Genomic DNA, 19,558 nt, shown 5'->3' on the forward strand with positions numbered 1-19,558 from the left:
AGTCTCGCACGATTATCTTCAGTCCCGCATGAAAAATCCAGAACCCGCACGATTTTTTAAGATCTTGCATGATTACCGGGCAGGGAATGTCTTTACCAAGAAAGGATTGAGTTTATATGAATATTTTGGAATAATTGGTATGTAACTGACTACCTAGGAGGAGAACGATTAGTTGGATCATTTTTTAGTAAAGAGTTTCCTATTCTTATCAATCTACGCTTTGTCCATCTTCCTATTTAATGCAGGAATGAGGAAAATACTGAACGTCAAAAGAAAGAAGAGGTTCTCGTATAACCATGTGAATGATTATCATAAAAAATGGGATTGGATGATTCGAATCACATTTTTGATCCTCATTGTCATTGGAGGCATCTATCATGCTTTCAATCTGGATCAAGAAGGAAGAGTATGGTACTTGCAACCGTATATAATGGTATTCGGTTTTTGCCTGGTATCGGAAACAGTCAGGGCCATCTTTGAAAAGAAACATTCAGAGAATCCCAATGATTATAAATTCACCCTTTCACAGCTAGCCTATTTATCCATCACGTTACTAGTATTCTTCACAACCGAATTTTTCGGAATATTCACCTAATGGGAGGCCATGATGAACAATCCTGCACAAAAAAGAATCCGGGACTACGAAGTGAATATAGGAAAGTTAGAAACGGGTCCCAACAATTCTCTTGCTGATGTTGAAGGCGTAACGGTCGGTCATGTCACCCTTAGTGAAAAGGATAGGCAAACGGGCGTCACGGCGATCCTGCCTCACCAGGGAAACCTATTCAAAGAGAAGCTCATCGCCTCCACCCATGTCATCAACGGATTCGGCAAAACGATGGGAACGATCCAGATCAATGAACTAGGAACATTGGAAACTCCCATTCTCTTAACGAACACATTGAGCATCGGTACAGCCGCTGATGCCCTCTTCGATTACATGCTCGAACAAAATCCTGAGATCGGCAGAACAACGGGGACCGTCAATCCTGTGGTGTGTGAGTGCAATGACATGTTGTTAAATGATATCAGAGCAAGGTTCATCACGAAAGACCATGTCCGGCAGGCGCTGGAAAATACCTCGTCATTCGTTGAAGAGGGGACGGTCGGAGCCGGAACCGGCATGCTCTGTTATTCCCTGAAAGGCGGAATCGGGACGGCTTCACGAATCATGAAAATGGACCACGGGACCTACACAATGGGTGTCCTCGTCTTAACGAACTTCGGGATACTAAGCGACCTGACCATAAACGGAAGGGCCGTCGGAGAAGAACTGAAGAAAAGAATCCTCCAATCCCGGGAAGAACAGGACAAAGGCTCGATCATCATCATTGCAGGGACGGACCTCCCCGTGTCCGAAAGACAGCTCAACCGAATCATCAAGCGGACGATCACAGGATTATCCCGTACAGGCTCCATCATCACAACCGGGAGCGGGGAAGTGGTCATTGGATTCTCGACGGCAACGAAGATCCCCCATGACCAAACGTCTCAATTTATGTCTGTCCCGATGATTCATGAAGAAGAAATCGATCTTGCATTCCGCGCCATCGGAGAAGCAACGGAAGAAGCAGTATTAAACTCATTGATTACGGCAACGCACGTGGTGGGCAGGGATGGAAATGAAAGACCGGCATTAAAAGATTTACTGGAAAAATACAATATTGAACTATAACCATCTGGGAGGAACTATGGAATCAACATTGATTATCATACGAGGAAATTCCGGCAGCGGAAAGACAACGACCGCCAAACGTCTTCAAGAACATTTTGGAAAGGGGACGCTCCTTGTTTCCCAAGATGTCGTCCGCCGCGACATGTTAAAGGTACAGGACCGGGACGGCAACCTATCCATGGAACTGATCAGGCAGATCACAGAATACGGCAGAGGGAAATGTGAATACGTCATAGTGGAAGGAATCTTCACTGAACAACGCTACGGGGATGTGCTTCGGCAGTTGATCCAATTTTATAACGGAAAAGCCCATACCTACTACTACGATTTATCGTTTCAAGAAACCGTCCGCCGACATAACGCCCGTTCAAAAAGGACAGAATTCGGGGAGGATTCTTTACGTGCCTGGTGGAATGCAGAGGACTACCTCCGTGTGGATGGAGAAGTACAATTGACGGATGAAATGACGCAGGATGAGATAGTGGAAATGATTTTAGAACAAATATGAAAAAAGGAAGTGCAACATGTTAAACGTTAAACCATTAGAAGAAAGAGACTATGAACTGATCAAAGAAGCAGAAAGAGTCATAGAAACGAATTATCGGTACGGTCGGCATCACATCGGTTCAGCCGTCAGAGCAACATCCGGCAAGGTCTATGCAGCTGTCCACGTCGAAGCAAACGTCGGCAGGATCACTGTATGCGGCGAAGCGATGGCCCTTGGGAAATCCATCTCTGAAGGAGACCACGAATTTGAAACGATTGTTGCAGTAGCCCATCCCCATCCACACGAAGACATCGAGAAATGCTGGGTCGTCGCACCTTGTGGGATGTGTCGGGAATTGATAAGCGATTATGGGAAACATACCGATGTGATCCTTTCATATGGGGGAGAATTGGTGAAGTGTAATGTGTTGGAATTGTTGCCGGAGAAGTATTCGAGTGATGTGGAATGAAATACAAGGAGGAACCTATGAAAACCAAGGAACAGGAATTACTTTTTATAAAAGAGAAAAAAGGATTTACTCCAGAAATCGGAAAACTGGTTTCCATGATGGATTACACGAGACATACCACATGGGAGGAAATCAAAGGGCTGTCACAGGAAGAACTTGATTACCATTTCGATGAGAAAAGCAATTCAATCGGCATGCTTCTGTATCACTTGGCAAGCCTTGAAAAAGCATTTCAAATCATGACATTTGAAGACCGGGATTTGACCGACGAGGAGTGGGAAGGTTTAAGCATTGGCATTGTTCTTGGCGAAGATGCTAAGCAAGAAATCAAGGGGAACGACTTAGCCTTTTATGAGCATTTACTTGACAGTACGAGGACGGAAACACTGGATTTCTTTTCTGAATCTAGCGACGAATGGTTAGAACAGGTTACCCCCTATGGCTGGGATTCTCCTGCCAATAACCACTTCAAATGGTTCCACGTGTTTGAAGATGAACTGAACCATCGGGGACAAATCAGGATGATCAAGAAGCGGTTGAAGAACGACTAACATTCTATCGAAGGAGGCTACCCATGATCCACTTCAAAAACGACAATCTAACGGTTTTTCAAAGTTCACTATATCAAACCACCTCAGCCATCATTCAAACGGATGATGTCATGATTATGACCGACCCCAATTGGCTGCCCCATGAAGTCCAGGCCATTCGGGAGTATGTGGATAGAGAATTAGGTGATAAGCAGCTTTACATCATCTACACGCACAGTGATTTCGACCATATCATCGGTTCCGGGGCATTTCCTGAAGCAAAGGTGATTGCTTCAGAAGAACTGAAAGCTCATGAACACAAAGAAGAAATCATGCAGAAGGTCAATGAGTTTGACCAGCGGTATTATATCAAAAGGGACTACTGCCCACATTACCCATCAGTGGATCACGCCATATCCCGCGATGGAGAAAGACTCGAACTCGGCTCACTTTCCTTACGTTTTTACAAATCACCCGGGCACACCCACGACGGTCTTTTCACGGTCGTTGAACCATTAGGTATCTTTTTATCAGGTGACTATCTATCCGATGTAGAGTTTCCGTTCATTTTCAGCAGTTACATAGATTATAAGAACACGATGAAAAAGGCAGCAACGATTCTAGAAAATCACTATATCCAGGTACATGTACCTGGGCATGGCTCTGTAACAAATGATCCAGATGAGATCATGAAGAGACTCAAGGAATCAACCTACTATATCAATCATCTTTTACAGGATGGAGAAAAGCTCGAAATCCATTGTCGCGAGCAATATTCTTTTTTTGACGGAATGAAGAGTATTCATTTTGAAAACATAAAGTTGGCTAGAAAAGAGGATGGAAAAGACCATTAACAAATCTTGTAAATAAAAAAGCTGATCCTTTAATAAAGAGTAAAATCAAGCAATTTACTAGCAAATTTCCAAAAAGGGGACACTCCAATGAAACTCATCTTACTTTTCGGCCCCCAGGCAGTCGGCAAAATGACGGTAGGACAAGAACTAGAAAAAAGAACAGAACTGAAACTATTCCACAATCATATGACCATCGAATTGCTACAGCCTTTCTTCGGTTTCTCGGAAGAAATGTGGAGAATCTGCAACAAGCTGAGAGTGGAAATTTTTGAATCCTACTCCAAAACAGATCAATACGGGATGATCTTTACTTTTATGTGGGCATTCAACGAGGAGAAGGACTGGAAGTGGGTCGAGAAGGTCACAGACATTTTTGAATCCAACGGGGCAGAAGTCTGCTTCGTGGAGCTGGAAACGGATTTAGAAGTACGACTCAAACGGAACATCACACCGAACCGACTGCAGCATAAGCCGTCGAAGCGAAATATTGAAGACTCCGAAAAGCGTTTGCTTGCTTCCTTGGATACATATCGCCTGAATTCGGTCGAAGGGGAAATAGAAAGAGAGAAGTATATCAAGATCAACAATACGGATATGAGCCTCGAAGAAGTTGCCGAGAAGATAATAGAAGAGTTTCAACTCGAGCGAAAGTGAGGGACGGACCTCAAATTGAATGCAAAAATAGGAGGACATATGAAAAACAATATCTTTCATTCCCCACCGTCATTAGAAAACGAGAAAATTAAATTGATACCCTTGGAGGTTCACCATTCAGCTGCTCTCCTTGAAGCAAACGATCCGGAGATATGGCGTTTCATGTTAAGCGGTATTACAACCCTTGAACAAATGGAACAATGGGTAACAGCCGCCATCCGGCTACGGGAGCAACAAACGGCCTTACCTTTTGCTGTTGTGTTAAAAGAACAAAATAGAATCATAGGGTCTACCAGGTTGTTCGAAATCAACCTTTCACAAAGATCGTGTGAACTCGGTTCTACGTGGTACAGCAAAGATTATCAGAGGTCTTTTGTGAATTCCAGCTGTAAGTATCTCATTCTTCGTTATTGTTTTGAAAAACTGGGGATGTTGCGGGTTCAGCTTAAAACAGATGAACGAAACCACCGTTCCCAGAAGGCGATTGAACGGTTAGGTGCCGTGAAAGAGGGAGTCCTGAGAAAAGAAAGGATCCTGTCAGGTGGCTATGTCAGAAATGCCGTTCTGTATTCGATCATTGATGAGGAGTGGCCTTCAATTAAGGAAGGATTTGATTTGAGGGATTTGAAGTATTGAACTGAAAAGGCTTTTAAAAGGGATTTGGTTTTGAGTCTTTCGGATAGGGAGTTTGTTGTATGTAAGCAAAAGAAAGGAGATGAGAATGTTGGGTTTTATTCTGAAATTATTTATTATCATTGCCATCTATTTCATTCTCGTTTTCTTGTTCCACCGTGTGATTAGCAGATACCTTGGCTTAAAAAAGAGGAAGTTCTCTTCTCACGAGATGGTTAATGAACAGCATGAAAAAGGAGATAAGCTAATAGGGAATTTAACAGTGGTGGTAATGATAGCCGGGCTGATAGTGGTTGTTAGTACTAGCTTTGAAAGCAGATTTTTACAACCATCTTTAATCTTAGCCTTCTTTTTCATCTGCAGGTTATTATGGAAATCCTATATGGAGAAGAAATGGATGAGTGAGAATAGAGAATATACTTATACGATAATGGAAACAGGATTTCATACTATTTTGTTTATTGCTGTTTTCTCGACAAATTACTGGTTGTTTTAAGTAGGAAATATTTTTAGAAATAAAATGGAAAATCACTAAAGTGAGGTAACCAAAATGAATCATGTCCAAACAGAACTCAAAGTCGTAATCGGCGCAGGAGAATATCGTAATAATCCCGGGTGGTTGCATACCCAGGAAGAAGATCTGAACTTACTGGATGAAACGACGTGGCAGAACATGTTCGAAGAAAATTCGATATCCGCAATATTGGCTGAGCATGTATGGGAACACCTTACATACGGAGAAGGGTTACAGGCAGCAAAGATATGCATGAAGTACCTTAAGCCGTCTGGGTATATTCGATGTGCTGTGCCGGATGGATGTTTTCCTGATGAAACCTATCAAAGTATTGTGCAGATAGGAGGTCCTGGCCCGGACGATCATCCTGCAGCCAGTCATAAGATTGTTTATGACTATAAATTGTTAACGGCACTATTTGAAGAGGCTGGATTCGAAGTGAGACTCCTTGAATATTTTGACGAGAAAGGTCATTTTCATCAACATGAATGGGATGGATCTGACGGGGTCATCTTCCGCTCCAAGAAGTACGATCCTAGAAATCAGGGGGAACGTATAGCTGCCCCTTCTCTCATCCTTGACGCTATTAAGTATTGAAATCACATTTCTTATGTGATAATGTATATCAAAATAAGAGGTGGATAAAAATGACTTTCATCAACAAGCAACGCTCATTCACACAATTCCATCATCATATCGAGTAACCTTGCTATCCGATTTTTAACAATCGCACATAGGAAGGTTATTTCCCATAGAACCGCATTTGATTAAGTTATTCGCTTATCAAGTGTGGTTCTTTTTTTATACAAAAAAGGAGGAGAAGAAAGATGAAGATGAAGAAAATGGATTATCAAAATGTCAAAGGGACGCAGGATTATTTACCGGAGGCGGAAGTGATCAGAAGGGAAGTCAGGAGGACGCTGGAGGACGTTTTTATCCAATACGGCTGCAAACCCCTCGAGACCCCGATCCTGAATTACACAGAATTACTCGCCTCGAAATATGCAGGAGGGGCTGAGATCCTGGAAGAGATGTACACCTTAACGGACAGGGGAGAAAGAGACTTAGCCCTGAGATATGACCTGACGATTCCCTTCGCCAAAGTGGCGGCCATGAACCCGACCATCCCCATGCCGTTCAAGCGCTATGAAATCGGAAAAGTATTCAGGGACGGACCTATCAAGGCGGGAAGGTTTCGGGAATTCACTCAGTGTGACGTGGATATTGTGGGCGTCAAATCACAGGTGGCGGAAGCGGAGCTGATGATGATGGCCGTGGATGCGTTCGGAAAGCTCGATATGAAGGTGACCATTCAATATAATAACCGGAAACTGCTGACAGGGATGCTTGAAGTGTTCGGTGTGGAAGCGGATCGAATCAATCAAGCAGTTTTGATCCTCGACAAACTCGAAAAGATTGGTGTCGATTCGGTCATCTCAGAACTCTCTGACCTGTCCATTGCGGACAACACTAGCCGTTTGATCCAACAATTTTTAACAGACAGTGACAATAGCCGATTGGGCTATTTCGAGTCATACGCCAATCAAAACGGCCAAATCAGGGAAGGATTGGATGAATTAAAGGAACTGACTTCCTATCTTGACTTCCTGGAAATCAACGAACAATGCGTGTTTAATCCCTTTTTGGCAAGAGGTCTGGAAATCTACACGGGAACCATTTATGAAATATTCTTAACGGATGGGTCCATCACATCAAGCATCGGTAGCGGAGGACGGTATGACAATGCTATCGGTGGTCTATTGGGAACAGGTGAAAATGTCTCGACCGTCGGTATCTCCTTTGGATTGGATGTCATATATGCAGCGATCATGACGACTAAGCAAAATGGGAAGAAAAGTGCCACCGTTGACTATTACGTCATTCCACTTGGTACCGGGAAGGAAGCTTTACGGGCGGCAAATGATTTAAGGAAAAAAGGCTATATTGTCGAAGTTGAGATGAGCAGCCGGAAATTAGGAAAACTCTTGGAGAAAGCAAATAAAGAAGGGGTACGGAATGTGATTGTTATAGGAGAAGAGGAGGTCCGGAAGAATCAGTTTAAGGTGAAGGATATGGAAACCGGAGAGGAGAAAGTATGGGAGATGAATGCTTTGAAGTAGGCTGTATGATAAGCAAATAATACTACATCACAGTACTTTTTCCTTTTTTGTAAAAATCCCTAAGGAAATAGATCGAAATTTCTTCACACAACCTTTATTAAGATGGGTACCGAACTACATACCCACTTAACATCCCTTCCCTAAAATGTAGTCGAATACATATTAGGAATAGGAGATGAAGAACATGAACAAAAAGTTGTTAGTTGGTACAGGAATTGCGGTTTCATTGTTATTGAGTCCGTTTAGCCAGGCGTTTGCAGAAGAGCAATCAGCAGGTGAGGAAAAGCAGGTAGAGAATATTGCACACCGCGGGGCGGCAGCTTATGCACCTGAAAATACGATCGCAAGCTATGATCTGGCAGTGGATATGAAGGCGGATTATATCGAAATCGATGTTCAACGAAGCAAAGATGGTGAATTGGTTGTCATCCATGACACATCAGTGGATCGCACAACCGATGGATCGGGAAAAGTAGGGGATCTGACACTCGAGGAAATGAAGAGTCTTGATGCAGGCAGTTGGAAAGGCGAACAATTTGCAGGAGAAGAGATCCCGACATTTGAAGAGGTCCTGGATCGCTATCATGGAAAAGTGGGGATCTTAATCGAAATGAAGTCTCCTGAGCTTTATCCTGGTATAGAGGAACAAGTAGCTGATGCATTAAAGGAACGTCACCTCGATACACCGCAAAATGAAAAAATCATTCTTCAATCGTTTAATTTTGATTCTATGAAAAAGATGGATCAACTCCTTCCAAAAGTCCCAGTTGGAGTTTTAGCCTGGAGTCAGTCGCAAGCGACATCTGAAGCATTAAAAGAAATCTCTGAGTATGCAGAATGGTTCAATCCAAGCTATGGTATCGTCACAGAACAAGTAGTAGAAGATGTTCACTCCCTTGATATGCAAATCGGGTCGTGGACAGTGAGGAGTCATGAAGCGGCAGATTTTTTATTCGACATGGACGTGGATGCAATTATTACGGATTATCCGGATTACGTGGATCCTAGAAATTAATAGGTTGATAAAAAGGAGTAGCAGAAGCTGCTTCTTTTTTCTATTATTCTATTTAAAATCTCTATAGCGAATGAAAAAATTTCCTCAGGGTGGTATCGCACCAGCCATTTACTACAAAGAAAGTTTTGACAAACAGCATCAATTAAAAGAAATCCACCCAGTTAAATCTCCGCATTCCCTTTTCTCGACAACCCTACAATCATCTGTTACTATATAATAGTTACCCAAGATAACAATTACCTAAGATAACTATACAAAAAGGAGGATCCACCAAATGAAATCGGAGCAACAGTTTTTTCAGGAGCTGATCAGGCTCTACAGACCATTTGAGAATCAATTGAACGTTCAGCTGAATGAACACGGTCTGCATAGGGCTCAGTGGACGATTTTATATAATCTTTACCATAATGGACCTGCTTCCAATGTGGAGATTTCAAACTATCAGAGTGTGGAGAAGCCGACGATTACGAGGACGGTTCATCAGTTGGAGGAAGCGGGCTATATCGAGCGTATTCCCGGGAAGGATCGCCGGGAAAAGCGGATGCAACTGACGGAGGCGGGGATCGAAGTGTATGAGAATGCCCGCAAAACCATCGACCGTTTTGAACAGTCCATCATGGAAGGAATCAGCGAAGAGAAACAGCTGGAGATGATGGAAATGATGAAAAAAATCAAAGAGAATTTGAACAGGTAAGGAGTTTTACAGATGAGTCAGACACAGTCAAAGCTATGGACGAAGGACTTCACGCTCATGTCCATCGCCAACTTTTTCATCTATTTAATCTTTTATTTATTGCTTGTTACCATGGCGGTCTATGCCGTGGATCAATTCGGTGCATCGGAAAGTCAGGCGGGACTTGTGACCGGGATCTTCATCATCGGGACCTTGATCGGACGTCTATTCCTTGGTCGGATGATCACGACGATCGGAAATAAGAAAATGCTGTTTGTCGGCATGATTGCTTTCATTGCCACCTCATGCCTGTATTTCGTGGAGGGTGGCATCAGTTTCTTGCTGCTTACCCGTTTTCTTCACGGGGTGGCACTCGGAATGGTCAGTACGGCTACCGGTACCATCGTAGCGGAAATCATCCCTGGGAGCCGGAAAGGGGAAGGAATCGGTTACTACAGTATGAGTATCACACTCGCAACCGCTGTTGGGCCATTTTTCGGTCTTTTCTTAAGTCAGCATGCAAGCTTTCAGGCGATCTTTGCCTTCTGTCTTGCCCTTGGGGTCATCAGCTACCTCATTACACTGTTTGTGAAAATTCCGGTTGTCAAGAAACCGGCAGGGAAAAAAGCGGAGAAAGAGCGCCTGAGCCTGTCAAGCTTCATCGAGCCAAAGGCACTTCCTATCGCGCTTGTCGTGCTGTTTGTTTCCCTTGCTTATTCAAGTGTCCTGTCGTTCATTAATTTTTATGCCATCGACATCGACCTTGTAGAAGCAGCGAGCGTGTTCTTTGTCGTCTATGCCGTTGCGATCCTCGTATCGCGTCTATTCACAGGTAGACTGATGGATGCAAAAGGGGCCAAGTCCGTCATGCTGCCGGCGTTTGTCCTGTTCGCGGCGGGCTTGTTCCTATTAAGTGCGGCTGGTAATACAATGATTCTGCTTCTTTCGGGAGTTCTGATCGGACTGGGATTCGGTAATATGCAATCCGTCACACAGGCGATTGCCGTGAAGGCAGTTCCTCCTGAGCGCGTGGGTCTTGCAACATCCACTTATTATATTTCCCTTGATGCTGGCCTTGGATTCGGACCCTATGTACTTGGCTTCCTGATTCCCTTGACCGGCTACCGTTCGCTGTACATGATTATGGGAATCCTGGTTGCCGCAACACTCGTACTCTACTACTTCCAGGAAAGAAAACAATCGCGCACAGTACTTGCGCATGAATAAGATTCACTTAAAGGAGTCCGGCCATGGCCGGACTCTTTTTTTGAGGGACGGACCTCCAAAAAGTCTATTTACTCTATTGATTTCCCGCCCATAAAGGTCCGTCCCTCACCTGTCTATCACGAGCAAGAATGGACAGGAGGGTGTCTGGAATTTCAACTATATTAGTAGAGTGCAGGTGAGATGAGAGGTGGGAGAGGAATGAAGTTTAAAGAAGTGGTGAAGGAATCTTTTGTTGTGGTCGGATACAGTGCTCCGGGGAGCTGGGGCGAAGATTTTGCATATCCGATACCTGGCCTATGGGAGAAAGCGAGGGAATTCATCACAACGGATCAGGTAGATCAGATAGTTGGGGTTTGCCTTCCCCCAAGAAGCGATGACTACTATTACACCTGTGGGATGGAGATGGATTCTGTAGCTTTCCGAAGAATGGGAAAGGACTTGACGGTACACCTTTTCCCCAAACAGAAATACGTCGTATTCAACCATAAAGGCCCCGCCAGGAACATTCCTGCAACCTACCACAAGCTGTGGGAGGTCTTTGACCGGGAAGGATATCTCATTGAAAAAGGAATGCCCGAGATTGAAGTGGTGGACGGGCATTTGTTTGGAAAAGAAGATTGCGATGAATATGAAATGAACATATGGATTCCGGTTGGTGAGCATCCCCGCGCATAAGGGGGTGCTCTTTATTTATCAATAAACATATCTTAAAAAGTAATAAAAATTTATTGTAAAACAATAAATAACATGGTAAGTTCATATTATATTATCAAGTGAGGTGCTATGAATGAAACGGGAAACACTTTTTTTGAAAATTGCCCTTTTTCTTATCGGGGCTCCCATTGCCGCTTTATGCTTGATTGGATTACCTCTGATCGCAATGGAAGCGGCGGGTTCGAAGGTTGCCTATGTGGTTTATGGAATGCTGGCTGTCATGTATGCATCGGCGATCCCTTTTTACACGGCGTTGTATCAGGCGTTTAAGTTATTGATGTTGATTGACCGGAACAACGCTTTCTCAGGGGCATCCGTGAAGGCGTTGAAGGTGATCAAGAAGTGTGCCATCGTCATCAGTCTCTTCTATGTAGCAGGATTGCCGCTCTTTTATGTACTGGCGGAGGTGGATGACGCGCCGGGGATTATCGTGATCGGGCTAATCTTTGTATTCGGATCAGCCGTCATTGCGGTATTCGCGGCAGTTCTCCAGAAGCTTCTCTACAATGCCATCGAAATCAAATCTGAAAATGATTTAACAGTCTGAGGTGAAATTATGGCAATTATAATCAATATAGATGTGATGCTTGCGAAACGGAAAATGAGTGTGACGGAGCTTTCGGAAAAAGTGGGAATCACGATGGCCAACCTTTCAATCCTGAAAAACGGGAAGGCAAAGGCGGTTCGTTTATCCACGCTAGACGCGATCTGCAAAGCACTTGATTGTCAGCCGGGAGATTTGCTTGAGTATCAACGGGATGAAGAAGCAGAGTCATGATCATGAGAGCGGGCAAAAAACTCCTTCTTTTCGGCTGGGAGCAGGCCCTGTCCTGCTTGTTTCCTGTGGTCATCTTTGCGTCCTTGGCGTTGACTCAAATCATTCCGCTTCCCTTCCTGCCGAGGTATGACTGGCTGCTTCTGATCTGCCTTGTCATGCAATGGGGAATGGTGAAATCGGGTCTCGAAACCCGGGATGAACTGAAGGTCATCACCCTATTCCACCTGATCGGCCTTGCCCTTGAACTGTTCAAGGTACATATGGGCTCGTGGTCCTATCCCGGGGAAGGCTATTCCAAGCTGTTCGGGGTCCCTTTATATAGTGGATTCATGTATGCAAGTGTAGCAAGTTACCTGTGCCAGGCGTGGAGGAGGCTCAGGGTGGAGCTGATCCGGTGGCCGCCGTTTTGGGCAGTCGTAGCCCTTGCCGCTGCGATCTACCTGAATTTTTTCACCCACCATTATTGGATCGACATCCGCTGGTGGCTTTCGGGCCTTGTCATCGTCGTCTTTTGGAAGACGTGGGTCGAATATGAGGTAGGTGGGACACGTTACCATATGCCCCTCGCCCTATCATTTGTCCTCATCGGCTTCTTCATCTGGATCGCTGAAAACATCGCAACCTTCTTCGGTGCCTGGGAATACCCGAACCAGACCGAAGCCTGGAGCCTTGTCCATCTTGGGAAGGTCAGCTCATGGCTTCTCCTCGTCATTGTGAGCTTTTTGATTGTGGCAACGTTGAAACGCGTGAAAGGTAAGGGGGGAGCAATCCACATCCCAACGAAACATTCCCAGCAAGGTCAGGAGGGAACAGTTTGAAGAAGCTGGCTTTCGTATTCATATTGATCCACTTCATCATCTTTATCCTGTGGATCATGAATTCAGGATATTTATTCTCACCCTATGGAATATTGGCTTGGATCGCCATCGTAGCAATCGGGTTTATGATTCAAATCAAGCTGGAAAAAGAGTTGATGATCAGAAGGGGACTCGCCATTTCAAATGGCTGGATGGTGTTTTTGATGGTGGCAACCGTGTTTATCTATTTTGCTGTCAGCTCCATGCCTTAATCAATAATAGTAACAGGTCCCTTGGTACGCCAATGGGGCTTTTTTTAGTAAAAATATGGAACCTTTCGAGAGCTGAAACGTACATGTACTAACATAAAAAATTGGGAGGAATCACTATGGACTACGGTTTGCTGGTGATCGGTCTTGCTCTTGTCCTCGTTTCTTATTTAGTCGGTGTCAAAAAACAAACTTGGCTGCTTGCGGGCTTCAATGAAAAGATGATCAAAAATAAGTCTTTGCTAGGAACGGTAACGGGGCTTTTCTTTTTTCTTCCATTAGGATTGATCTTGATCATCAATAGCTTAATCGATTATCCCTACGAGGGAACCATTCTTGTGGTGGTCATGTTGACTCTTTTAACGGGTGTGTATGTATTCATTAATAGGAGGCTTATGGATTGATGGAAGAAAAGCATGTCATGATTAATGGAAAGAACGTTTTTATCATTAAAAAAGGAGAGGGAGAGTCGATTGTTTTCCTTCATGGAGGACCAGGCGGAAGTTCTGACTATTTCCTTCCTCACATGGAGCCTTTAGGGGAAAGCTTTCAGATCATTTTTTATGATCAAACGGGGTGCGGAAGATCTGAAGTAGAGGCAGGACATTCCTATTCCATAGACAATGAAGTCAACAATCTCGAAGAAATCAGAAAAGCTCTCAACTTGGAGAAAATGACGCTATTCGGCGAGTCCTGGGGGAGCATCCTGGCCTTATCGTATGCGGCGAAGCATCCGGAACGCATCCATAAACTGATTCTCACCGCTGCCATAGGCTTAACCTCTAAGGATTATCGGGAGTTCAAAGAAAACCTTTTTCGAAAACTCGGATTTCACAAGAAAATGCTGCTCGGTTATTATTCCCTTTCCTCTCTCTTAGGTGTCGATTCATTCCGGAAGCTTGAACAACTCCTCGACCCATATTACGTGTATTCAAATGACACATTAAAAAAGAAAACAAGGATCCCATACAACCAGGATGCCCTTAAACATATTGGGCAAGAACTTGACCATCAATACAACCTGGTACCGTCCTTGCCAGTGCTAAGATCCCTCCCCATCATGATTGCTCAAGGATCACATGATATATTACCCTATGCCTATATGAAAGCAAATGTTTTGATACATTTGGATAACGTCATCCTGAAAGAAGTAGAAGAAAGCGGACACTGGACCATACTCGAACAACCGGAAAAGATGGTTGCATTAACACATGAATTCATGAGTTTCACAGGGACAGTCACCCCGGTTCACTCTTATGAGCCAAGGTGCCTGTCCCCAAGGCATGCCAACACATCGGCACACACCCGATAAAGGATAAACCAACCCACTCCTCGAATAGAAATAGATAGAACGGAGGGATGCTCATGAATGGCAGGATTGAAGTGGAGAATCTAACCAAAACATTTAAAAAAGGAAATGTGCAGGCAGTGAAGGATGTATCTTTCCGAGTCGAGGAAGGGGAGTTTTTCGCTTTCTTAGGTCCCAATGGTGCTGGTAAATCAACGACGGTCCAGATTTTGACGACCCTCATCAATGCTTCGTCTGGAAAAGTGGAGGTGGCCGGATACGATGTCATCGGGGAGCCGGAACACGTCCGCCGACATATCGGCGTCGCCCTTCAGGAGACGGGGGTAGACCCAGATTTGACCGGCCGCGAGATGGTGGAGCTTCAGGCGTTTATTTTCGGCTTCGGGAAAGAAGAAGGGAAACGCCGGGCACAGGAGCTTCTGGAAATTGTGGACTTATCAGAAGCATCTGAGCGAAGGATAGGCGGTTATTCCGGGGGGATGAGAAGAAGGCTGGATCTTGCTCTCACCCTGGTCAACGAACCAAATATTCTTTTCTTGGATGAACCGACGACGGGACTTGATCCATCCAGCCGGGCAGCGATTTGGAAAGAGCTGCGCCGTCTGAACAAGGAGAAGGGCACGACAATTTTTCTCACAACGCAGTATCTGGAGGAAGCCGATTCCCTTGCAGACCGGATCGGTATCATCAATAAAGGCGAAATCGTCGCCATGGGATCTCCGAAGGACTTGAAGGCTGAGATCGGGCAGGATCTCATTACCATCACCTTGAAAGATCGTGATGTGATCGAACACAGTGTGAACCTGATTCGTACCCAAATGGAAGGAGTCGATGTTCTCGCTCAACAAGAAAAGATCCTCGTATATGTAGAAGAGGGAACGAGGCAGCTTCTCGAGGTCGTCCGAATCCTTGACACGGAGGAAATCGGGATTGTCGACATTCAATTGTCTTCCCCTACCCTGGATGATATCTTCCTGAAATTGACGAGCGAGACGAAGGAAGGGGTGAAGAGCCGTGGGGAATAATGTATTCAAGGACACCTGGCTCATGACGGTCCGGAACATCAAGACCACCATCCGAAACCCGTTTTCATTCATTCCTAATCTGATTATTTCTGCTTTCTTCCTTCTGGTGTACGAGGGAGGACTGAGCGGTATATCCCAGTTGCCGACCTTTGAAGGTGCCGATTACCTGGCCTTCATTCTTCCCGTATCGATTGTATCGGCTGCCATCGGTGGAGCAGGGGGAGCGGGTCAGAGCATCGTAAAGGATATTGAAACCGGCTTTTTCTCAAGACTGCTTTTGACACCGGCATCGCGCCTTGCCATCGTCCTCGGTCCGATCATTGCCGGAATGCTGCAGCTACTCGTCCAGACGCTCCTTATCATTGGAATGGCCTTTTTACTCGGTCTGAACGTCAAAACAGGATTTGCCGGGGTTTTGTTTGTCCTCTTGATCGCGATTGGCTGGGGACTTGCCTTTGCCGGGTATTCCGTCGGGATTGCCCTGCGGACGAGAAATGCCCAGGCTGCCCAGGCGGGGACATTCATCTTTTTCCCGCTCATTTTCTTAAGCACGACCTTTGTTCCACTTGAATTGATCGAGGCTCAGTGGTTAAAGATTGCCGCCACGATCAACCCGACGACCTATGTGTTTGAAAGCATGCGGACCGCTCTCATAGACGGTTGGGTATTTTGGGATTTGATGCAGGGTGTCATCGCCATCGTGATTGTCTGTGCCATCACGATTACATTCGCCGCCGTTTCTGCGAAAGGTGCAGTTTCAAGAAAATAGAGTGGTATAAGGAATTCTTCTCTAATGGGGAAGGATTCTTCTTTTTATCAGTTTTATAAGGCCTCTTTTGTTTATATAAGCTTCTTGTCAAAAAACTTCGAAGAATTCAATGAGATCAATCTTACGTTTATCCATTTAGCTTATCGGGTAAGGAATAATCATAACGGTCAAAAAGAGTTTTCTAAAAAGAGTTGACATCTTTAACTGTAAATATTATTATTACAGTGTACCCGGGATTGGAGTGCATTTATTTTAATCATAACTGTTACTTTTTTTATTACATTTAAAAAGGAGTGTGTAAACACATGGTCAATTTATTTTTGACACCGAGCTGTACGTCCTGCCGCAAAGCGAGAGCGTGGCTTGAGGAACATTCCATTGAATTCGTAGAACGCAATATGCTGACAGAACCATTGACACCTGATGAAATCAAATCGATCCTCCGCCTGACGGAAAACGGCACAGAGGACATCATTTCTAAACAATCAAAGGCGTACCAGGAGTTAAAAGTAGACATTGATTCGTTGCCGCTCCAGGATTTATATAAACTGATCAGGGAAAATCCCCTCATACTGAAACGACCAATCATGCTGGATGAGAAAAGATTGCAGATCGGGTATAACGACGAAGAAATTCGCAGCTTTCTCCCAAGGAAAGTGCGTAACTTCGAATACAGTGAGCTGCAAAAGCTGGCCAATTAACCGGGAAACCGGATTCTTGACAGTGTGAACTGTAAAAGTTACCATTACAGTAACATCCGGGAAGGAGGCAGTCCATGAATAGCGACTTTACCTTAGCCATCCATAGTTTGACGTATCTGGCACTGCAGACGGACCGCATGTCGACAAGCGATGCGATCTCGGAAAGTGCAGGGGTTCATCCGGTCCGGATCCGCAAAGTCCTCAGTCTTCTGAAAAAGCAGGGATTCATTGCGTCTAAAGAAGGGACAGGCGGCGGATTCATCTTTGCCATGGACCTGAGCGACATTAATCTGTGGGATATTTATAAAATCACATCAGAGGGCGCCCTTCAGCCAAAATGCACCGCTACCAATGATAAGTGTCTCGTCGGCGCCAATATGAAGAATGTCCTGTTCCAGATTTTCCTCGGTGCAGAAGAAAAACTGGGGGATTACTTAAAGGACTATACGATTAAAGACATCGTCGAGATGATCCATCAGGAGAAAGCGTAGAAGGCTTTCTTTTTGACTAAATGTAACAAATAACATTACAGTTTGGAAGGTGAAAAGGAATGTCAAACGAGCAAACACTATTAAAAATTGGAGACTGGGTCAAAGGGAAATTACTTACTGGAGAACTGGTCATCGGCTATATTGAGAACCTGGACACCAAAGGAGAAGCTGTTAAAGCGAAAATTGTGACCAGCGATAATAAAACCATCGAAGGGAAGATCCTTCCCTTGTTAAACAGACAAATAAACAAAATTCCCGATACACATGTCAAAAATAAAGAACAGATCCAATACTTGATTGACCTGGCCCTGGAAACGGGAGACGAAGAGTGGTTCCTGGAGCTGACAGCTCAGTTGAACTCCATGCGTGAACTAGTTGAGGGTGTGAAGTGAATAGAGTAGTGTAAAGCTGAAGGGGTGGTCTCTTCAGCTTTTTTATTTGTGAGAGATAATGAAATTCGACAAGCTGGCATGATTATCTGAAGTCCCGCACGAAATGTTTCATATCCCGCTTGATCTTGAGTCATTCGGCATGAATATTTCATATCTCGCATGAAAGGTCTCAAAACCCGCATGAATCCCGTCTTCCTTGAATATTCAAGTCAATCGATCAGTCCCAAACAAGCACAACATGACAGGTGAGCAGTAATCAGAAAGGATAGGATGGAATGAAGGAGGGATTTACATGCCGGAATTCAAAATACAAGTCTTTCAAATGAGGGCCAACTCATATCTTATCGGAGTAGATACAGGTGAAAAGATGAGAGCTACTTCCATCTTACAGATACTGGGGTCGATCACCAAACAAGAGATTGATCTTTCTGAAATGAAATCGATTTATTCCTCGATTGCCCCACACCTACTGGATGAGCTGGATGGCCTTGCAGAAGGATTCAGCATTTCTTTTCATAAAGCAGCGGCTTTGTTTAGCGGCTATGACGTCCCAAAGACAGAAGCGATGGGATGTTCCAGCCTTCTTACAAAGGATTATTATGTGCGGAATTATGACTTTTCTCCGGATTTATATGATGGGGTTTTTAGCCTGGTGCAACCGGAACAGACCTTTGCATCCGCAGGCTATAATCTTCAACTCCTGGGGAGGCATGACGGGGTAAACGAACATGGTTTGGTCGCAGGTTTGCACTTTGTCAGTTATGACGGCTACAGAAAAGGAGTCTCTCCGTGGGTTGGCATAAGAATGGTTCTGGATACCTGCTCTTCCCTTGAAGAAGCAGTTGCCTTGCTCAAGGAAATTCCGCACTATGCCTGTTATAACTTTTCCATCGGAGATCGAAATGGAAATATCGCCGAAGTGGAAGCGAGCCCTGAGAAGGTGGTAGTCAGGTATGGAGAATCTTTTCTGTCATGTGTGAATCATTTTCAGGATGAACAAATGAAAAGGAAAAACCGTTCATCCATTGAAGGCTCCCTCGAGCGAAATAAACATCTCCTGAGTTTAAACGAAAAGCAGCTTTCCCATCGTCAACTGTTTCAGCATTTTAAAAACAACGAATCACCGATTTTCTTCACGGATTACGAGAATTTATTCGGCACCCTTCACACCTTTTCGTATTCTTATCATGAATCAAGAATCCTTACAACCATTGCCGGGAGCAAGCAGGTTCTGGACGTGAACTTTCAGGATTGGGTGAATGGGGACGATATTCGCGGGAAGAACCTAAGTGGCAATATTGAGTGAACACAGAAAAGCTGATCCCACGCCGGGGATCGGCTTTTTCTTCATCCAAAAGTCGTAGAACCCATCCGCCCCAACGACCGAAGATGAGAACTGAAAGGGTGAATATACTTAATTTATACTCAATTCAAATTATAGTGAATATTTTCATCCGTTGGT

Annotated in this window: 27 protein-coding genes; all 27 read left to right on the forward strand. The window is 44.5% G+C overall.

All coding sequences use genetic code 11. The features are described 5' to 3' along the window. Nucleotides 1-172: 172 nt before the first annotated feature. Nucleotides 173-595, forward strand: coding sequence for a DUF4181 domain-containing protein (locus P8596_RS05625; protein ID WP_224520854.1), 423 nt, complete (start codon nucleotides 173-175; stop codon nucleotides 593-595). Nucleotides 596-607: 12 nt separating this feature from the next. Beyond that, nucleotides 608-1,675 carry a DmpA family aminopeptidase gene (locus tag P8596_RS05630; protein WP_224520853.1) on the forward strand — a complete coding sequence of 356 codons (1,068 nt, stop codon included), beginning with the start codon at nucleotides 608-610 and terminating at the stop codon, nucleotides 1,673-1,675. A gap of 16 nt (nucleotides 1,676-1,691) precedes the next feature. Further along, nucleotides 1,692-2,183: a kinase gene (locus P8596_RS05635; protein WP_224520852.1), complete on the forward strand. Its 492-nt coding sequence runs from the start codon at nucleotides 1,692-1,694 to the stop codon at nucleotides 2,181-2,183. Nucleotides 2,184-2,199: 16 nt separating this feature from the next. Further along, the gene (locus P8596_RS05640; RefSeq protein WP_224520851.1) at nucleotides 2,200-2,631 is read left to right on the forward strand and encodes a cytidine deaminase; all 432 of its coding nucleotides are present in this window, start codon (nucleotides 2,200-2,202) and stop codon (nucleotides 2,629-2,631) included. Between the two features lie 17 nt (nucleotides 2,632-2,648). Further along, nucleotides 2,649-3,182 (forward strand): DinB family protein, encoded by a 534-nt coding sequence (locus P8596_RS05645; RefSeq protein ID WP_397545329.1) that lies wholly within the window; start codon nucleotides 2,649-2,651, stop codon nucleotides 3,180-3,182. A gap of 23 nt (nucleotides 3,183-3,205) precedes the next feature. Further along, nucleotides 3,206-4,015, forward strand: coding sequence for an MBL fold metallo-hydrolase (locus tag P8596_RS05650; RefSeq protein WP_279726295.1), 810 nt, complete (start codon nucleotides 3,206-3,208; stop codon nucleotides 4,013-4,015). Nucleotides 4,016-4,102: 87 nt separating this feature from the next. Further along, nucleotides 4,103-4,669 carry a DEAD/DEAH box helicase family protein gene (locus tag P8596_RS05655; protein ID WP_224520849.1) on the forward strand — a complete coding sequence of 189 codons (567 nt, stop codon included), beginning with the start codon at nucleotides 4,103-4,105 and terminating at the stop codon, nucleotides 4,667-4,669. A 39-nt stretch (nucleotides 4,670-4,708) separates the two neighbouring features. Next, a complete protein-coding gene (locus P8596_RS05660; protein ID WP_224520848.1) occupies nucleotides 4,709-5,305 on the forward strand; it encodes a GNAT family N-acetyltransferase in 597 nt (198 codons plus the stop codon). A gap of 85 nt (nucleotides 5,306-5,390) precedes the next feature. Then, complete coding sequence (locus P8596_RS05665; protein WP_224520847.1) at nucleotides 5,391-5,798, forward strand: DUF4181 domain-containing protein; 408 nt, start codon at nucleotides 5,391-5,393, stop codon at nucleotides 5,796-5,798. A gap of 54 nt (nucleotides 5,799-5,852) precedes the next feature. Then, nucleotides 5,853-6,413: a class I SAM-dependent methyltransferase gene (locus tag P8596_RS05670; protein ID WP_224520846.1), complete on the forward strand. Its 561-nt coding sequence runs from the start codon at nucleotides 5,853-5,855 to the stop codon at nucleotides 6,411-6,413. 236 nt (nucleotides 6,414-6,649) lie between these two features. Next, nucleotides 6,650-7,936, forward strand: coding sequence for a histidine--tRNA ligase (locus P8596_RS05675; protein ID WP_224520845.1), 1,287 nt, complete (start codon nucleotides 6,650-6,652; stop codon nucleotides 7,934-7,936). Nucleotides 7,937-8,120: 184 nt separating this feature from the next. Continuing rightward, the gene (locus P8596_RS05680; protein WP_224520844.1) at nucleotides 8,121-8,951 is read left to right on the forward strand and encodes a glycerophosphodiester phosphodiesterase; all 831 of its coding nucleotides are present in this window, start codon (nucleotides 8,121-8,123) and stop codon (nucleotides 8,949-8,951) included. A gap of 274 nt (nucleotides 8,952-9,225) precedes the next feature. Beyond that, on the forward strand, nucleotides 9,226-9,645 hold the full coding sequence (locus P8596_RS05685; protein ID WP_224520843.1) for a MarR family winged helix-turn-helix transcriptional regulator: 420 nt from the start codon (nucleotides 9,226-9,228) through the stop codon (nucleotides 9,643-9,645). Between the two features lie 12 nt (nucleotides 9,646-9,657). Further along, nucleotides 9,658-10,851: an MFS transporter gene (locus P8596_RS05690; RefSeq protein ID WP_279726297.1), complete on the forward strand. Its 1,194-nt coding sequence runs from the start codon at nucleotides 9,658-9,660 to the stop codon at nucleotides 10,849-10,851. 198 nt (nucleotides 10,852-11,049) lie between these two features. Beyond that, nucleotides 11,050-11,526, forward strand: a complete 477-nt coding sequence (locus P8596_RS05695) for a GyrI-like domain-containing protein (RefSeq protein WP_224520841.1) — start codon at nucleotides 11,050-11,052, stop codon at nucleotides 11,524-11,526. 112 nt (nucleotides 11,527-11,638) lie between these two features. Continuing rightward, complete coding sequence (locus P8596_RS05700) at nucleotides 11,639-12,112, forward strand: DUF2975 domain-containing protein (protein ID WP_224520840.1); 474 nt, start codon at nucleotides 11,639-11,641, stop codon at nucleotides 12,110-12,112. A 9-nt stretch (nucleotides 12,113-12,121) separates the two neighbouring features. Beyond that, nucleotides 12,122-12,343, forward strand: a complete 222-nt coding sequence (locus P8596_RS05705; RefSeq protein WP_034762209.1) for a helix-turn-helix domain-containing protein — start codon at nucleotides 12,122-12,124, stop codon at nucleotides 12,341-12,343. A 2-nt stretch (nucleotides 12,344-12,345) separates the two neighbouring features. Continuing rightward, complete coding sequence (locus P8596_RS05710; RefSeq protein WP_224521142.1) at nucleotides 12,346-13,161, forward strand: DUF817 domain-containing protein; 816 nt, start codon at nucleotides 12,346-12,348, stop codon at nucleotides 13,159-13,161. Next, nucleotides 13,158-13,412, forward strand: a complete 255-nt coding sequence (locus tag P8596_RS05715) for a hypothetical protein (protein WP_224520839.1) — start codon at nucleotides 13,158-13,160, stop codon at nucleotides 13,410-13,412. Before P8596_RS05710 ends, P8596_RS05715 begins: the two co-directional genes overlap by 4 nt. Nucleotides 13,413-13,528: 116 nt before the next feature. Continuing rightward, nucleotides 13,529-13,813, forward strand: coding sequence for a DUF3784 domain-containing protein (locus P8596_RS05720; RefSeq protein WP_224520838.1), 285 nt, complete (start codon nucleotides 13,529-13,531; stop codon nucleotides 13,811-13,813). Then, the gene (locus P8596_RS05725; RefSeq protein WP_224521141.1) at nucleotides 13,813-14,721 is read left to right on the forward strand and encodes an alpha/beta fold hydrolase; all 909 of its coding nucleotides are present in this window, start codon (nucleotides 13,813-13,815) and stop codon (nucleotides 14,719-14,721) included. The genes P8596_RS05720 and P8596_RS05725 overlap by 1 nt, the downstream gene beginning before the upstream one ends. A 53-nt stretch (nucleotides 14,722-14,774) precedes the next feature. Beyond that, the gene (locus P8596_RS05730; protein WP_224520837.1) at nucleotides 14,775-15,743 is read left to right on the forward strand and encodes an ATP-binding cassette domain-containing protein; all 969 of its coding nucleotides are present in this window, start codon (nucleotides 14,775-14,777) and stop codon (nucleotides 15,741-15,743) included. Beyond that, nucleotides 15,733-16,512, forward strand: a complete 780-nt coding sequence (locus P8596_RS05735) for an ABC transporter permease (protein ID WP_174523023.1) — start codon at nucleotides 15,733-15,735, stop codon at nucleotides 16,510-16,512. Before P8596_RS05730 ends, P8596_RS05735 begins: the two co-directional genes overlap by 11 nt. 305 nt (nucleotides 16,513-16,817) lie before the next feature. After that, complete coding sequence (gene spxA / locus P8596_RS05740; protein WP_034762215.1) at nucleotides 16,818-17,213, forward strand: transcriptional regulator SpxA; 396 nt, start codon at nucleotides 16,818-16,820, stop codon at nucleotides 17,211-17,213. A 74-nt stretch (nucleotides 17,214-17,287) separates the two neighbouring features. Then, nucleotides 17,288-17,704: an RrF2 family transcriptional regulator gene (locus P8596_RS05745; protein WP_034762217.1), complete on the forward strand. Its 417-nt coding sequence runs from the start codon at nucleotides 17,288-17,290 to the stop codon at nucleotides 17,702-17,704. Between the two features lie 59 nt (nucleotides 17,705-17,763). Then, nucleotides 17,764-18,096 carry an IDEAL domain-containing protein gene (locus P8596_RS05750; protein WP_079531264.1) on the forward strand — a complete coding sequence of 111 codons (333 nt, stop codon included), beginning with the start codon at nucleotides 17,764-17,766 and terminating at the stop codon, nucleotides 18,094-18,096. A gap of 292 nt (nucleotides 18,097-18,388) precedes the next feature. Continuing rightward, nucleotides 18,389-19,402 (forward strand): C45 family autoproteolytic acyltransferase/hydrolase, encoded by a 1,014-nt coding sequence (locus P8596_RS05755; protein ID WP_224520836.1) that lies wholly within the window; start codon nucleotides 18,389-18,391, stop codon nucleotides 19,400-19,402. Nucleotides 19,403-19,558 lie beyond the last annotated feature (156 nt).

It is taken from the genome of Rossellomorea sp. DA94 (assembly GCF_029834455.1).
Lineage (GTDB): Bacteria > Bacillota > Bacilli > Bacillales > Bacillaceae_B > Rossellomorea > Rossellomorea vietnamensis.

Coding starts and splice junctions, on each gene's coding strand:
- P8596_RS05730 (WP_224520837.1), top strand. CDS start 14,775: ATGAATGGCAGGATTGAAGTGGAGAATCTAACCAAAACATTTAAAAAA.
- P8596_RS05720 (WP_224520838.1), top strand. CDS start 13,529: ATGGACTACGGTTTGCTGGTGATCGGTCTTGCTCTTGTCCTCGTTTCT.
- spxA (WP_034762215.1), top strand. CDS start 16,818: ATGGTCAATTTATTTTTGACACCGAGCTGTACGTCCTGCCGCAAAGCG.
- P8596_RS05630 (WP_224520853.1), top strand. CDS start 608: ATGAACAATCCTGCACAAAAAAGAATCCGGGACTACGAAGTGAATATA.
- P8596_RS05700 (WP_224520840.1), top strand. CDS start 11,639: ATGAAACGGGAAACACTTTTTTTGAAAATTGCCCTTTTTCTTATCGGG.
- P8596_RS05660 (WP_224520848.1), top strand. CDS start 4,709: ATGAAAAACAATATCTTTCATTCCCCACCGTCATTAGAAAACGAGAAA.
- P8596_RS05650 (WP_279726295.1), top strand. CDS start 3,206: ATGATCCACTTCAAAAACGACAATCTAACGGTTTTTCAAAGTTCACTA.
- P8596_RS05705 (WP_034762209.1), top strand. CDS start 12,122: ATGGCAATTATAATCAATATAGATGTGATGCTTGCGAAACGGAAAATG.
- P8596_RS05750 (WP_079531264.1), top strand. CDS start 17,764: ATGTCAAACGAGCAAACACTATTAAAAATTGGAGACTGGGTCAAAGGG.
- P8596_RS05680 (WP_224520844.1), top strand. CDS start 8,121: ATGAACAAAAAGTTGTTAGTTGGTACAGGAATTGCGGTTTCATTGTTA.
- P8596_RS05655 (WP_224520849.1), top strand. CDS start 4,103: ATGAAACTCATCTTACTTTTCGGCCCCCAGGCAGTCGGCAAAATGACG.
- P8596_RS05665 (WP_224520847.1), top strand. CDS start 5,391: ATGTTGGGTTTTATTCTGAAATTATTTATTATCATTGCCATCTATTTC.
- P8596_RS05670 (WP_224520846.1), top strand. CDS start 5,853: ATGAATCATGTCCAAACAGAACTCAAAGTCGTAATCGGCGCAGGAGAA.
- P8596_RS05640 (WP_224520851.1), top strand. CDS start 2,200: ATGTTAAACGTTAAACCATTAGAAGAAAGAGACTATGAACTGATCAAA.
- P8596_RS05725 (WP_224521141.1), top strand. CDS start 13,813: ATGGAAGAAAAGCATGTCATGATTAATGGAAAGAACGTTTTTATCATT.
- P8596_RS05685 (WP_224520843.1), top strand. CDS start 9,226: ATGAAATCGGAGCAACAGTTTTTTCAGGAGCTGATCAGGCTCTACAGA.
- P8596_RS05675 (WP_224520845.1), top strand. CDS start 6,650: ATGAAGAAAATGGATTATCAAAATGTCAAAGGGACGCAGGATTATTTA.
- P8596_RS05695 (WP_224520841.1), top strand. CDS start 11,050: ATGAAGTTTAAAGAAGTGGTGAAGGAATCTTTTGTTGTGGTCGGATAC.
- P8596_RS05710 (WP_224521142.1), top strand. CDS start 12,346: ATGAGAGCGGGCAAAAAACTCCTTCTTTTCGGCTGGGAGCAGGCCCTG.
- P8596_RS05745 (WP_034762217.1), top strand. CDS start 17,288: ATGAATAGCGACTTTACCTTAGCCATCCATAGTTTGACGTATCTGGCA.
- P8596_RS05690 (WP_279726297.1), top strand. CDS start 9,658: ATGAGTCAGACACAGTCAAAGCTATGGACGAAGGACTTCACGCTCATG.
- P8596_RS05755 (WP_224520836.1), top strand. CDS start 18,389: ATGCCGGAATTCAAAATACAAGTCTTTCAAATGAGGGCCAACTCATAT.
- P8596_RS05645 (WP_397545329.1), top strand. CDS start 2,649: ATGAAAACCAAGGAACAGGAATTACTTTTTATAAAAGAGAAAAAAGGA.
- P8596_RS05635 (WP_224520852.1), top strand. CDS start 1,692: ATGGAATCAACATTGATTATCATACGAGGAAATTCCGGCAGCGGAAAG.